At 73.2% G+C, this 14,188-nt stretch carries 7 protein-coding genes; 6 read left to right on the top strand and 1 reads right to left on the bottom strand.

Annotated features, from left to right (window positions below; genetic code table 11):
- Nucleotides 1–2: 2 nt before the first annotated feature.
- Nucleotides 3–1,646, bottom strand: coding sequence for an alpha/beta hydrolase (locus tag ACI79I_RS11875; RefSeq protein ID WP_456992539.1), 1,644 nt, complete (start codon nucleotides 1,644–1,646; stop codon nucleotides 3–5).
- A gap of 350 nt (nucleotides 1,647–1,996) precedes the next feature.
- On the opposite strand from ACI79I_RS11875, the gene ACI79I_RS11870 reads away from it, so the two are divergent.
- The 6 genes from ACI79I_RS11870 to ACI79I_RS11845 are packed head-to-tail and all read left to right on the top strand — an operon-like array spanning nucleotide 1,997 to nucleotide 14,183.
- The gene (locus tag ACI79I_RS11870; protein WP_456947184.1) at nucleotides 1,997–2,812 is read left to right on the top strand and encodes a beta-ketoacyl-ACP reductase; all 816 of its coding nucleotides are present in this window, start codon (nucleotides 1,997–1,999) and stop codon (nucleotides 2,810–2,812) included.
- Between the two features lie 49 nt (nucleotides 2,813–2,861).
- Nucleotides 2,862–8,357: an ATP-binding protein gene (locus ACI79I_RS11865; RefSeq protein ID WP_456992538.1), complete on the top strand. Its 5,496-nt coding sequence runs from the start codon at nucleotides 2,862–2,864 to the stop codon at nucleotides 8,355–8,357.
- A 25-nt stretch (nucleotides 8,358–8,382) separates the two neighbouring features.
- Nucleotides 8,383–10,341: a 3-oxoacyl-ACP synthase III family protein gene (locus ACI79I_RS11860; RefSeq protein WP_456992537.1), complete on the top strand. Its 1,959-nt coding sequence runs from the start codon at nucleotides 8,383–8,385 to the stop codon at nucleotides 10,339–10,341.
- 30 nt (nucleotides 10,342–10,371) lie between these two features.
- A complete protein-coding gene (locus tag ACI79I_RS11855) occupies nucleotides 10,372–11,865 on the top strand; it encodes an MFS transporter (RefSeq protein ID WP_456992536.1) in 1,494 nt (497 codons plus the stop codon).
- Nucleotides 11,866–11,890: 25 nt separating this feature from the next.
- The gene (locus tag ACI79I_RS11850; RefSeq protein ID WP_456992535.1) at nucleotides 11,891–13,159 is read left to right on the top strand and encodes an aromatic ring-hydroxylating dioxygenase subunit alpha; all 1,269 of its coding nucleotides are present in this window, start codon (nucleotides 11,891–11,893) and stop codon (nucleotides 13,157–13,159) included.
- Between the two features lie 13 nt (nucleotides 13,160–13,172).
- Nucleotides 13,173–14,183, top strand: coding sequence for a PDR/VanB family oxidoreductase (locus tag ACI79I_RS11845; protein WP_456947189.1), 1,011 nt, complete (start codon nucleotides 13,173–13,175; stop codon nucleotides 14,181–14,183).
- The last annotated feature ends 5 nt before the right edge of the window (nucleotides 14,184–14,188 follow it).

Genomic DNA, 14,188 nt, shown 5'->3' with positions numbered 1-14,188 from the left:
GGTCAGCGGGCGCCGGCGCCGGTGCCCCCCACCAGCGCCAGGGCGGCCTCGACGGTCCGCGCGGTGGCCGTCCCGGCCGGCACCGGCGCCGGCGCCGCGAACGGCACGTCCTGCGGGCAGACGGTGTCCTCGGCCGGCAGCGTCCCGGCGACCAGGTAGGAGTCGGTCGCCGAGTCGATGCAGGCGGAGTTGCCGCCGTAGACCCCGTGCCCGTCGCCGTCCATGGTCAGCAGGACGGCGTTGCCCAGCTGCTCGGTCATCGCGACCGCGCCCTCGTACGGGGTGGCCGGGTCGTTGGTGCTCTGGACGACGAGCACCGGGGAGGCGTCGGGCGAGGCCACGAACGGGCCGCCGAAGGCGTCCTCGTCCTCGACCGGCCACAGGCCCCAGGGGATCTCGGAGTACGCCCAGCCGCCCCAGAAGTGCGGGAAGTCGGCCCACTCCTCCGCGCCGCGCTCGAGGTAGGCGTCGACGTCGGTCGGCCACTGCTGCTCGCTGGCGGAGATGGCGAAGAACCGGTCGGGCGAGGCGTCGTTCTCCGGGTAGACGACCAGGTCGACGAGTGCCCGGAAGACGGAGGCGTCGCCGGTCTCGGCCTGGGCCAGGGCCGCGGCGAGCAGGCCCCACAGGTCCTTGGAGTACAGCAGCGTGGCCGTGACCTGCCGGATGTCGGTGCCGCTCACCGGTGCCGGGTTCTCCGGGTAGTTGGGCGCCGGGATGGGCGTCTCGTCGGCCTGCGCGGTCAGGTCGTCGTAGGCGGTCGAGGGGTCCTCGCCGCCGAAGCCGGAGCACGCCGCCTGGTCCTCGGCGCAGGCGGCGAGGAACCGGTCGAGGGAGTTCTCGAAGCTGGCCAGCTGGTCGCGGCTGCCGGCGACCGGGTCGTTGATCCACTGGTCGGGGTCCAGCGCGCTGTCGAGGACCATCGCCCGGTAGCGGTCGGGGAACAGGGAGGCGTAGGTGGCGCCCAGGAACGTGCCGTAGGAGAACCCGAGGTAGTTCAGCTGCTCCTCACCGAGGCCCTCGCGGATCGCGTCGAGGTCGCGGGCGACGTTGGCCGTGGACAGGTGCTCGAGGATCTCGCCGTTGTTGGCCAGGCAGGCGTCGACGTAGGCCTGGGCCCGGGTGACCAGCGCCTCGGCGTCGACGTCGAGGGGGGTCGGCCACGGGTTGGGCGAGTACCCCGCGGTCTCGTCGTCGACCTGGCAGTCGACGGCCGGGGTGCTCTGCCCGACACCGCGCGGGTCGACCGCGACGATGTCGAAGCGCTGGTTCAGCGCGGCGAAGATGCCCGGACCGAGGGCCTGCAGGTAGTCCACCGCCGGGCCGCCGGGGCCGCCGAAGTTGTAGAAGAGCGAGCCGATCCGCTGCGCGGGGTCGGCGGCCGGCACCCGGGCGACGGCGATCTGCACCTGCTCGCCCTCGGGCTCGTCGTAGTCCATCGGCAGGGCCGCTGTGGCGCACTCGACGCCGGCCGCGGTCGCCTCCGGGGTCGCGCCGCAGGCGGCCCAGGAGAGCGTGACGGGGGTGAGCGACGCGCTCGCCGCGGGAGAGCGGGTGTCGTCGTCGGCCTGCGCGGCGGCGGGGGCGGTACCCACCAGCAGCGCGGCCAGGGCGCCGACGGCAACGTGAGAGCGACGACTCGTCATGCGGGACACCGGTCCTCTGGGGGACGGGGCGCTCCGCGTCGAGCACCCGCCTGCGTGGTCGCGGAGATTGAACCGCGGGCGGCGCGGCCGCCGCTTGCGGAGAGGTCGAGTTCCGATACGCACCGAGCGCGCCGTCACCCTCCGGCCCGGAGCGGTCACGGGCGCTCCGGGCGGGAGCGGGCCGGGGGGCGACGCGCCCGGGACGCGCGTCACCTGCGACGCCTGCGATTGCGCGGTGGCTCCGAGGGCAGGATGCTGCCCCGTACGAAGCCGGAGCAGGCGGCGTCGTCGGCGCTGACGACTCCGGCCCTGGAACGAGGCGGCCCCGCCCCTGCTCCGAGGAGGACCCGGTGACGGCGACACAGGCACGAACGGCCCGAACAGGCGGAAAGCTCCAGGGCCGGGTGGCCTTCGTGACCGGCGGGACCCGGGGGATCGGCGCGGCGATCTGCCGCAGCCTGGCCGCCCAGGGTGCCGACGTCGCGGCGGGCTACAGCGGCAACACCGAGCGGGCGGAGATGTTCGCCCAGGACTTCGCCGGGGCCTACCCCGACAGCCACATGAGCGTGCACCGCGGCGACATCGGCAACCCCGACGACTGCCGCCGCACCATCGGCGAGGTGATCGACCGGCACGGCCGGCTCGACATCCTCGTGAACAACGCCGGCATCACCGCCGACCGGACGGCGATGAAGATGACCGACGACGACTGGCGGCGGGTCATCGACGTCAACCTCTCCGGGGCCTTCTACCTGTCCCAGGCGGCGCTCAAGCACATGCTCGAGCGCGGCAGCGGGCGGATCGTGATGATCTCCTCGGTGATCGGGGAGACCGGCGGCATCGGGCAGGTCAACTACGCGTCGGCGAAGTCCGGCCTGTTCGGCCTCACCAAGACCCTCGCCCGGGAGGCCGCGATGCAGCTGCAGCGCAACGGCCAGGCCGACGGGATCGGGGTGACCGTCAACGCCGTCACCCCCGGCTACATCGCCACCGAGATGCTCGAGACGGTGCCCGACAAGGTGCTGGAGGGCCTCAAGGCCAAGATCCCGCTGGGCCGGCTGGGGCAGCCGGAGGAGATCGCCCGCGTCGTCCACTTCCTGGCCGCCGACGGGTCGGGCTACATCACCGGGCAGGTCTGGGGCGTCAACGGCGGGTTGGACATGTAGTCCCGCGCGCCCGGTCCGCCCAGCACCACCGACGCAAGGAGAGGCTCGGGTGTTCAACCGCATCGTCGTCGTCAACCGGGGGGAGCCGGCCGTCCGGCTCATCAGGGCCGTCCGGGAGCTCGACGCCGAGCACGGTTCCCGGACCCGGGTCGTCGCCCTGCACACCGAGGCCGAGCGGCGGGCGACGTTCGTGCGCGCCGCCGACGAGGCGGTGCTGCTCCGCGAGACCGGCGCCGCGTCGCCGTACCTCGACCACGACGAGCTGGCCCGGGCGCTGCGGGCCAGCCGGGCCGACGCGGCCTGGGTGGGCTGGGGGTTCGTCGCCGAGGACCCGGCCTTCGCCGAGCTGTGCGCCGACCTCGGCATCGTCTTCGTGGGCCCGCCACCGGAGGCGATGCGGCTGCTCGGGGCCAAGATCGAGGCCAAGGTCCTCGCGGAGAAGGCCGGCGTCCCGGTCGCGCCGTGGAGCCGCGGCCCGGTGGAGGGGCTCGAGGACGGCCGCCGGCACGCCGAGGTCATCGGCTACCCGCTGATCGTCAAGGCCCGCAGCGGCGGAGGTGGCCGCGGGATCCGTGTCGTCCGCACGGAGGCCGACCTCGCCGACGCGCTGGAGCGCACGCAGACCGAGGCCGAGCGCACCTTCGGCGACCCGGTCGTGTTCATGGAGCGGCTCGTGGAGGGCGGCCGCCACGTCGAGGTGCAGGTCATCGCCGACCAGCACGGCACCGTGTGGGCCCCGGGCGTGCGGGACTGCTCCGTGCAGCGGCGCAACCAGAAGATCATCGAGGAGTCCAGCTCCCCGGTGCTGAGCCCGGCCCAGGACGCCGCCCTGCGGGAGTCGGCCATCGCGCTGGTCAAGGCCGCCGGCTACGTCGGGGCCGGCACGGTGGAGTTCCTGCACCAGCCGCAGGAGCAGCTCACCACGTTCCTGGAGGTCAACACCCGGCTGCAGGTCGAGCACCCGGTGACCGAGATGACCACGGGGCTGGACCTGGTGAAGCTGCAGCTGCACGTGGCCGCCGGCGGCCGCCTGGGCGAGGGCCCGCCCGAGGCCGTGGGCCACGCGGTCGAGGCCCGGCTGAACGCCGAGGACGCCGAGCAGGGGTTCGCCCCCGCGCCCGGCCGGGTCGAGCTCATGCGCCTGGCCACCGGCCCCGGCGTCCGCGTCGACACCGGGATGGGCGTCGGCGACGTGATCCCGCCCCAGTACGACTCCATGATCGCCAAGGTGATCGCGTGGGGGCGGGACCGGCCCGAGTCCCTCGCCCGGCTGCGCTGCGCCCTGCGCGAGACCACCGTCGTCCTCCGCGGCGGCACCACGACGAAGTCCTTCCTGCTCAACCTGCTCGACCGGCCGGAGGTGGTGGAGGGCACCGCCGACACCGGCTGGCTGGACCGCACCGGCGTGGGCGGCGGAGCCCGGCCGGTGGGCACCGCCTGGGTGGCGCTGGTCCAGGTGGCCGTCGACCTGGCCGAGGCCGAGGAGGCGCGTGAGCGGCTGGCCTTCCTCGCCTCCGCCCGCGGCGGCCGGCCCCGGGCACCCCACGAGGTGGGGCGGACCTTCGAGCTGGGCCACCGGGGCCAGGTCTACCGGCTGACCGTCGCCACGGTCGACCGCGGCCGCTACCGGGTCGGCCTCGACGGCGCGGTCGTCGACGTCGAGGTCGACCGGCTCGGCCCGCTGGAGAGCCGCCTGACCGCGGCCGGGCAGCGGTTCTCCGTGGTGTCGGTGGAGGGCCCCGGCTCGCACCTGGTCGAGGTCGACGGGGAGACCCACCGGGTCAACCGTGACGTCGGCGGGGTCGTGCGGGCCCCGGCCCCGGCGGTCGTCGTCGCCATCCGCGCCGGGGTGGGGGAGGAGGTCGAGGCCGGCCAGGCGATCGTCGTCCTGGAGAGCATGAAGATGGAGACGGCGGTGCGCGCGCCGTTCGCCGGGCGGGTGCGGGAGCTGCGCGCCGCGGTCAACGCCCAGGTGGACGCCGGCGCCCCGCTGGTGAGCCTGGAACGGACCGGCGGCGAGGTCGAGGAGGCCACCGGGGAGCGGGTCGTGCTGCCCACCCGGGACGAGGCCCCGGACGGCGAGCCGCGGGAGCGCGCGCTGGCCCTGCAGCGGGCGCTGCGGGCGTTGATCACCGGCTACGACCTCAGCGCCGCCCACGCCCGGCAGCTGGTCGCCGAGTACGGCGCCGCCCGCGACGCGCTGCCGCTGGACGACGACGAGCTGCTGCACGGCGAGCTCGCCGTCCTCACCACCTTCGCCGACCTCTGCGAGCTGTCCCGGAACCGCCCGGCCAGCGAGGAGGAGGAGGCCGACGCGCAGGTGCACAGCCCGCGCGAGTACTTCCACGCCTACCTGCACTCCCTCGACGTCGAGCGCGAGGGACTGCCGGAGGCCTTCCGGGCCCGGCTGCGCCGGGCGCTGCTGCACTACGACGTCGACGACCTGGAGCCGGGGCCGGCGCTGCAGGAGGCGGTGCACCGCATCTTCCTCGCCCAGCAGCGGGTCGCCGAGCAGCTGCCGGCCGTGCAGGCGCTGCTGGACCGCTGGCTGACCGGCGCCCGGGTGCCCGAGGGCCCCTCCCGCGCGGAGGTCGGCGAGGTGCTCGACCGGCTGGTCGTGGCCACCCAGCTGCGCTACCCCTCGGTCGGCGACCTCGCCCGCGCCGTCCGCTACCGGTACTTCGAGGAGCCGGTGGTCCAGCAGGGTCGCCAGGAGGTGCTCGACCGCGCCGCCCGGCTGCTCGACGAGCTCGACGAGGCCGCCGCCCGCGGTGACACCGGCGAGAGCATGGCCCGGATGGAGGCCCTCGTCGCCAGCCCCGAGCCGCTGGTCCGGCTGCTCGCGCAGCGGTTCGGCCGCCCGACCGCGGTCCCCGACCCGGTCCTCGAGGTGCTCACGCGGCGCTACTACCGCAGCCGCAGCCTCGAGGACGTGCGGTCGAGCCTGCTCGACGGGCGGACCACGGTGTGGGCCGACTACGACCTCCAGGGGGTCCGGCTGCACCTGGTCGCGCTCATGGCCGAGATGGCCGACCTGCCCGCGGCGCTGGAGTCGCTGGCCGGCGCGCTCGCCGACGTCCCGGACCCCACCCAGCTGGTCGTCGACCTCTACCTCTCCTGGCCCGACCGCCCCGCCGACGCCGACGAGGTCTCCGACCGGTTGCGCGCGCTGCTCGCCGGCGTCCCGGCGCTGGGCACCGGCCGCCGGGTGACGGTGACGGTGTGCACCCCGGCGGGCGAGGTCGAGACGGTCACCTTCCGGCCGGCCCCGGGTGGCGGGCTGGCCGAGGAGCGGGTCATCCGCGGCCTGCACCCGCTGACCGCCCAGCGCTTCCAGATCTGGCGGCTCAAGGAGTTCGACGGCGAGCGCGTCCCGTCGGCCGAGGACACCTACCTGCTGCACGTCACGGCCAAGGAGAACCCGAACGACGAGCGGTTCATCGCCATGGCGGAGGTCCGCGACCTGACCCCGCTGCGCGACGAGACCGGCGCGGTCGTCGGCTTCCCGACGGTGGAGCGGCAGCTGACCTCCTGCCTGGACAGCCTCCGGCGGGCCCAGTCGCGGCGGCGCTCGCGGCGCCCGCTGGAGCACAACCGGGTCCACCTCTACGCCTGGCCCTCGATCGAGGTGCCGCTGGCGCAGGTCGCCGACTTCGCCCGGACGGCGGCGCCGCTGACCCTCGGCGCGGGCATCGACCAGATCGTGCTGCTGGCCCGCCTGCAGGAGGAGGAGGGCCGCGCGCCCCGCGACGTGGCGCTGCGCTTCTCCTACCGGCCCGGCACCGGGGTGCGCATGGAGGTCACCGACCGCCCCACCGAGCCCATGCGCCCGCTCGACGACTACACCGCCAAGGTGCTCAGCTCCCGGGCCCGCGGCGCGGTGTACCCCTACGAGCTCAGCGGCCTGCTGGCCGGCCCGCGGGGGACGTGGGTGGAGCACGACCTCGACGAGCACGGCCGGCTGGTGCCGGTGGAACGCCCTCCGGGACAGAACCGGGCCGGCATCGTCGCCGGGGTCATCAGCACCCCCACGGAGCGCTATCCCGAAGGGGTCACCCGGGTGCTGCTCATGGGCGACCCGACCAAGCAGCTCGGGACCGTCTCCGAGCCGGAGTGCGCGCGGGTGGTCGCGGCGCTCGACCTCGCCGAGGAGCGGGGCATCCCGGTCGAGTGGTTCGCGCTGTCCTCCGGGGCGCGCATCTCGATGGACAGCGGCACGGAGAACATGGACTGGGTCTCCCGGGCGCTGCGCCGGATCATCGAGTTCACCCAGGCCGGCGGGGAGGTCAACGTCGTCGTCGCGGGCATCAACGTCGGCGCCCAGCCGTACTGGAACGCCGAGGCCACGATGCTCATGCACACCAAGGGCATCCTGGTGATGACGCCGGACAGCGCCATGGTGCTCACCGGCAAGCACTCGCTGGACTACTCCGGTGGGGTGTCCGCGGAGGACAACTTCGGCATCGGCGGCTACGACCGGGTCATGGGCCCCAACGGGCAGGCGCAGTACTGGGCGCCGAACCTGACCGCCGCGATGGACCTGCTGGTGCAGCACTACGAGCACACCTACCGGGCGCCGGGCGAGCGCTGGGCGCGGCCGGCACCCACCGCGGACCCCCGCGACCGCGACGTCCGGGAGTTCCCGCACCAGCACCCGGACAGCGACTTCACCACCGTCGGCGACATCTTCTCGGCCGAGACCAACCCCGACCGCAAGAAGCCCTTCGACATCCGCACGGTGATGCGCGCGGTCGCCGACGCCGACCACCCGACGCTGGAGCGCTGGGCGGGCATGGCCGACGCCGACACCTCCGTCGTCTTCGACGCCCACCTGGGCGGGCACCCGGTGACCATCCTCGGCATCGAGTCCCGGCCGATCCCGCGGCGCGGCGCCTACCCGGCCGACGGCCCCGACCAGTGGACGGCGGGCACGCTGTTCCCCCGCTCGTCGAAGAAGACCGCGCGGGCGATCAACGCCACCAGCGGCAACCGGCCGCTGGTCGTGCTGGCCAACCTCTCCGGCTTCGACGGCTCCCCGGAGTCGCTGCGCAACCTGCAGCTGGAGTACGGCGCCGAGATCGGCCGGGCGATGGTGAACTTCGACGGCCCGATCGTCTTCTGCGTGGTCTCCCGCTACCACGGCGGCGCCTTCGTCGTCTTCTCCGGCGTCCTCAACGAGAACATCGAGGTGCTGGCGGTCGAGGGCTCCTACGCCTCGGTCCTCGGCGGTGCCCCCGCGGCCGCGGTGGTCTTCACCCGCGAGGTCGACAAGCGCACCGCCGCCGACCCGCGGGTGCGCGACCTCGAGGCGGCCGTGGCCGCGGCCGAGGGCGTCGAGCAGGCCCACCTGCGGGCCGAGCTGGCCACGCTGCGCAGCACCGTGCGCTCGGAGAAGCTGGGCGAGGTGGCCGACGAGTTCGAGTCGATCCACGACATCGAGCGCGCCCGCCGGGTGGGCTCGGTGCACGCGATCATCCCCGCCGCCGAACTGCGGCCCCGCCTCATCGACGCCGTCGAGCGGGGCATCGAGCGCGTGGGCGGCTGACGCCCCGTCGACAGAGAGGACCCGCATGAACGCCTTCGTCCTGAACCGGCACGGTCGCATGGTGTTCCCCTCGAACGTCATGCCCGAGCTCGACTTCTCGACCGTGGAGTCGCTGGAGCAGCTCGACAGCGTCATCCGGCGCGACTTCGAGACGAAGGCCCCCAGCGGCACCGACATCCTGGACCGGGTCCGCACCGGGGCCTACGGCAGCCGCTACGAGCTGATGCGCGACCTCGCCCTGAACCTGTTCTGGGCCAACCGCTTCTCGATCACCATGTACGACAAGCGGCCGACCCGCTGGGCCGACGTCCCGCGCAACCGCCCCGACGTCTTCCTGCCCGTGCTCGAGCCGTGGGAGGAGGGGGAGACCAAGGTCGCCGCCGTCCAGGAGGCCTACCCGAACCTCCCCGCCCGCTGGGACGACGCCTGCGAGGACCGGATCTTCGAGATCCTGTTCGACGTCTTCGCCAACCGGAGGCACCACGCGACCACGCTGCCGGCGATCAAGCCGACCGTCGCGGAGTTCCTCGAGACGCCGGGCAACCTCACCTTCCGGCTGCCCGACTACGACCCGGACTACCCGGTCTACGACTACACCGACATCCTCGACGTCTCCGAGGACGTGCCCGAGCTCGAGGCCCTGCACCGGTGGGCCATGGTGCTGCACAACCAGTACCCCTGGGATCGGACCAAGCTCGAGCTGGCCCAGGCCGGCGACCTGCGGGACGACGACTACGTCGTGGCCTTCCACCCGCGGGACAAGGAGGTGCGGGCGTTCCTGCGCCGGCTGCGCGACCCCGAGCCGGCCCGGTCGGTGGCACCGCCCCGGGAGTCGCGGCCACCGGTGCGGCCCTACCCGGCGATCGACGTGCGCAGCCGCTTCACGGTGATGCCCCGGATCGAGGCGCTGGCGGCCGTGCACGGCGACCAGGTCTGCAGCAACGACGACCTGATCCGCAACACCGCCTACAACTGGTCGCCGATGAGCGCCGAGGAGATCTCGACCAAGACCGGCATCGAGCAGCGCCGCTACTCCTCGCTGCCCGTCGAGGACCTGGCGCTGCAGGCGGCCGAGGCGGCGCTGGCCAAGGCCGGCCGGGAGCCGGAGGAGATCGGCGGCGTGCTGGTCTGCACCTGCACCAGCTCCCGGCTGATCCCGTCGCTGGCCACCTACCTGTGCGGCCAGCTGGGCATGCACCAGGTGTACGCGGCCTACGACCTCATCGCCGCCTGCGCCGGCATGCCCTACGGCGTCGCCGACGCGGCCCGCCTCCTGCAGGAGGTGGAGCGGCCGGTCCTCGTCGTCTGCGTGGAGAAGTTCTCCGACAAGATCGGCAACGTCCGCACCTCCCGGATGATCTTCGGCGACGGGGCGTCGGCCCTGGTCATCGGTCCGGCGCCGGAGGGCGCCGAACCCAACATCGACTACCTGAAGACCTACGCCAGCGGGCCGGCCAGCGAGGTGAACTCGATCCTGTGGCCCAACCCCGAGTTCGACAACAACATCACGGTGTTCGGACCGCAGGTGAAGGCGCTGGCCGGCCGCTACCTGTCGCAGATGATCGAGGAGATCGGCCAGCTGCCCGACCCGACCGGGAAGACCGGGTCGCTGCTGGAGAGCATCGACCTGATCGTGCCGCACCAGGCGAACAAGACGATGGTCATCCAGCTCGCCGAGCGGGCGGGGCTCTCCGCCGACCAGCTCTACTTCAACATCGAGCAGGTGGGCAACACGTCGTCGGCGAGCATCCCGCTGGCCATCCACGACGCGGTCCGCGACGGCGTGATCACCGAGCCGCTGCGCGTCTTCGCCCCCGGCTTCGGTGCGGGGGCCGTCGCGGGCTACGCGGTCATGCGGGTCGACCCCGCGGTCGTCGCCGTCCAGGGCCCGCCGGTCGCGCACGAGGGGACCATGGACACCCCGGCCCCGACGCAGGGCGAGGCGACGCAGGGGTCCGACGAGGTGCAGCAGGCCTTCGGCTGAGCCCCGTCCTGCCGAGCGGGTGGGCACACCATGACCGATCGCGTCCCCGAGGGCGACACCGCCGACAACGAACTGCTGCTGGAGGGACACCGGGACGGTCACCCCGTCGCGCCCTACCGGGCGCTGTGGGCGGTCCTGCTGCTGGGCTGGGTGGTCAGCTACGCCGACCGTACGGTCACCGGCCCGGTCATCGCCTGGATGATCGAGACGGAGTCCGGGTTCATCGGGGACGCGAGCAACCCGGCGACCGTCGGCGGGCTCGTCGGATCGATGTTCTTCCTCGGCTACATGCTGACCCAGTACCCCGGCGGGCGGCTGGGGGACCGGTACGGGCACCGAGAGATGATCGTCGTCTCGCTGCTGGCCGCCGCCGTGCTCACGGTGGTGTCCGGGCTGGTGGCCGGCCTGGTGGCCTTCGTCGCCGCCCGCGTCCTGACCGGTCTCGGCGAGGGCGTCTTCTACTCCAACGACCGCACGCTGATCATCAACCACACCCCGGTGGCCCAGCGCACGCTCGGCCTCGGGGTCGTGATCACCGGCCTGTCGATCGGCCTGACCCTGGGCATCATCCTCACGCCGGTCCTCATCAACTGGGGGAGCTCCCTCGGCATGGGGGACGGCGCCTGGCGGATGCCGTTCTTCGTCTTCGCCAGCGCCACGTTCGTGGTGGTCACGATCGCCTTCGCGTTCTTCAGGGCGCGGCTGGGCGGGGCGCTGGGGCTGGGGGCGCCGTTCGTGCGCCTGGTGCTGTTCTCCGCGCCGACGTTCGTCGTCATCGTGGCGCTGTTCCTGCTCGCGGACACCTTCGGCTGGCCCGAGTGGCTCACGGCGTCCATCGCCTCGGTGATCGCGGTGGCGTACATCGCCGTCATCGTGCGGGGCGTCCAGCGGTCCGGCCGCGGGGCGGCGCTGCTCAACCGCGACATGTGGCTGATCTACGTCGCCTACATCGCGATCCTGTGGAACCTCTGGTTCTTCAGTTTCTGGTCGGTGCAGATCGTCCGGGAGGCGGCGCAGAGCAGCCTGGTGGCAGCGGCGCTGACCGCGGCCTTCAACGCCGGCGCGGGGATCCTCGGCTTCCCCGTCGGCGGGTGGCTGGCCGACCGGGCCGTCCGCACCGGCCGCGGGCGCAAGCTGCTGGCGCTGGCGTGCACCGGTGTCTACTCGGTGCTCGTCCTCGTCTTCGGCTGGAGCATCTCCGGCGGGCGGGAACCGTCGCTGCTCCTGCTGGGCCTGCTGCTCTTCTCCTCCGGGGTCTTCTTCAACGCACTGCAGCCGATCGTGCAGGGCATGACCGGCGACATGGTGCCTGCCGCCGAGCGCGGGGCGGCCTTCGGCATGCTCAACCTGGTCTCGGAGATCGGCGCGGTGCTCAGCCCGGTGGTCAGTGGCATCCTGCGCGACGCGACCGGCAGCTGGGCCGCCGGCGTGTACGTCGCTGCCGGGATCATGATCGTCAGCTTCTTCTTGTACGCGCTGGTGCACGAGGCGCCGGCCCGCCACGAGGACCCCATCCCGGCCTGACCGGCCCCCTTCCCCGGAGGACCCGATGTCGCAACCTGCTCGGACCGGAGCAGCGACCGCCCACGCCGAGTTCCGACACTTCCCGTCCAACGCCTGGTACGCCGCGGCGTGGGACCACGAGGTCGGCCGGAACCTGTTGGCCAAGACCGTCGCCAACCGCCCGATCGTCTTCTACCGCACCACCGGCGGCCGCGCCGTCGCCCTCGCCGACGCCTGCTGGCACCGGCTGGCACCGTTGTCGATGGGGAAACTGCGCGGCGACGACGAGATCATGTGCGGCTACCACGGCATCTGCTACGACGCCGACGGCCGCGCCACCTTCATGCCGGCGCAGGAGACGATCAACCCCAGCGCGACGGTGCACTCCTACCCGGTGGTCGAGCGGCACCGCTACGTGTGGGTCTGGCCGGGTGACCCCGCGCTGGCAGACCCGGACCTCGTCCCCGACCTGCACATGAACGACCACCCCGACTGGGCGGGGGACGGCAAGACGATCCACGTCGACTGCAGCTACCAGCTGATCGTCGACAACCTCATGGACCTCACGCACGAGCAGTTCGTGCACGGGTCGAGCATCGGCCACGACGCGCTGTCGGAGTCCGACTTCGAGGTCACGCACGACGACCGAACGGTCACGGTGACCAAGTGGATGCTGGGGATCGACCCGCCGCCGTTCTGGAAGCGCAACCTGCAGGACCGCTTCCCCGACTACGAGGGCCCCGTCGACCGGTGGCAGATCATCCACTACACGGCCCCCTCCACCGTGGCCATCGACGTGGGGGTGGCCAAGGCCGGCACCGGCGCCCCGGAGGGCGACCGCAGCCAGGGGGTCACCGGCACGGTCATCAACACGATGACGCCGGAGACCGACCGCACCTGCTTCTACCTGTGGGCCTTCGCCCGCGACTGGTGCCTGGACAAGCAGGTCATCACCACGCGGCTGCGCGAGGGGGTCTCCGGGGTGTTCTTCGAGGACGAGGTCATGCTGGAGGCGCAGCAGCGCGGCATCGAGGCCAACCCCGGCTACGACTTCTACAACCTCAACATCGACGCGGGCAGCATGTGGACCCGCCGGATCGTCCAGCGCATGATCGACGCCGAGCTCGGCTCGGACGCGCAGCCGCCGAGCGAGACCGCCGGTGACGCCGCGGTGGCCATGGGCGCGGTCACCGGTGCGGCCAACGCCGGTGAGGCTCATCGCGAGGAGGGCACCGGGTTGGCCGCCGAGGTGGCCGGTGGGATCGCCGGACACCGGGAGCAGCCGACCGTGGGCCTCATGGGCCGCGGGCTGTAGCCGGCCGCGCGCGATGGCCGCCACCAGCCACAAGAAGTGGCGCAGGGCACGGGTGCTCGACGTCTGCGAGGTCGCCCAGCACGTCCGCCAGGTGGTGCTGGAGCCCGAGCACCTGGAGGCACCGGCCCCGCCGGGCAGCCACATCGACATCGGCGTGTACGTCAACGGGCGGGCCGACGTCCGCTCCTACTCCGTCGTCGGGATGGGCGCCTACGGCACCGAGATCGTCCTGGGGGTGCAGCTGGCCCGGCAGAGCCGGGGCGGGTCGGCGTACATGCACGCGCTCCGCCGCGGTCAGGAGGTGTCGATCACGCAGCCGCTGCAGAACTTCCCGCTCAACTACGGCAAGCCCGGCTACGTGCTGGCCGCCGGCGGCATCGGCATCACCGCCCTGGTGGCGATGGGCACGGCGCTCCGGACCCGCGGCGCCGACTACCGCTTCGTCTACGGCGCCCGTGCGCGCGGGCTCATGGCCTTCGCCGACGAGTTGGCCGCCGAGCACGGCGACCGGCTGGAGCTGCGCGTCGACGACGAGGGCACCGGCCTGGACGTCGACGCGCTCGTGGCGAGCGTGCCCGCGGGGGGAGAGCTCTACGTCTGCGGTCCCACGCCGATGCTCGACGCGATCAAGGCGGCCTGGGCCACCGCCGGCCGGCGACCGGCCGACCTGCGCTTCGAGACCTTCGGCAGCAGCGGCCGCTTCGCCCCCGAGGCGTTCACGGTGCGGATCCCACGGCTCGGCCTGGAGACGGTCGTGCCGCACGACGTGTCGATGCTCGAGGCGCTGGAGGCCTGCGGCGCGGACATGATGTTCGACTGCCGGCGCGGCGAGTGCGGACTGTGTCAGGTCAAGGTGCTCGAGGTCGACGGGGTCATCGACCACCGGGACGTGTTCCTCAGCGAGGCCCAGCACCAGGCCGGCGACCGGCTGCAGTGCTGCGTCTCCCGCGTGGTCAGCGCGCGCACCGGCGGGCTGGCCGGCGCTGACGGCCGGCCCGCCGGCATCACCATCGACGTGCCGTGAGCCCC

The organism is Geodermatophilus sp. SYSU D01105, from assembly GCF_054050095.1.
Note: the sequence above shows the minus strand (reverse complement) of the source record. Positions and strands in the feature narration are given on the sequence as shown.

What these genes read in the sequence shown, in the direction of transcription:
- ACI79I_RS11855 (WP_456992536.1), top strand. Translation starts at nt 10,372, where the DNA reads ATGACCGATCGCGTCCCCGAGGGCGACACCGCCGACAACGAACTGCTG.
- ACI79I_RS11845 (WP_456947189.1), top strand. Translation starts at nt 13,173, where the DNA reads ATGGCCGCCACCAGCCACAAGAAGTGGCGCAGGGCACGGGTGCTCGAC.
- ACI79I_RS11850 (WP_456992535.1), top strand. Translation starts at nt 11,891, where the DNA reads ATGTCGCAACCTGCTCGGACCGGAGCAGCGACCGCCCACGCCGAGTTC.
- ACI79I_RS11875 (WP_456992539.1), bottom strand. Translation starts at nt 1,646, where the DNA reads ATGACGAGTCGTCGCTCTCACGTTGCCGTCGGCGCCCTGGCCGCGCTG.
- ACI79I_RS11860 (WP_456992537.1), top strand. Translation starts at nt 8,383, where the DNA reads ATGAACGCCTTCGTCCTGAACCGGCACGGTCGCATGGTGTTCCCCTCG.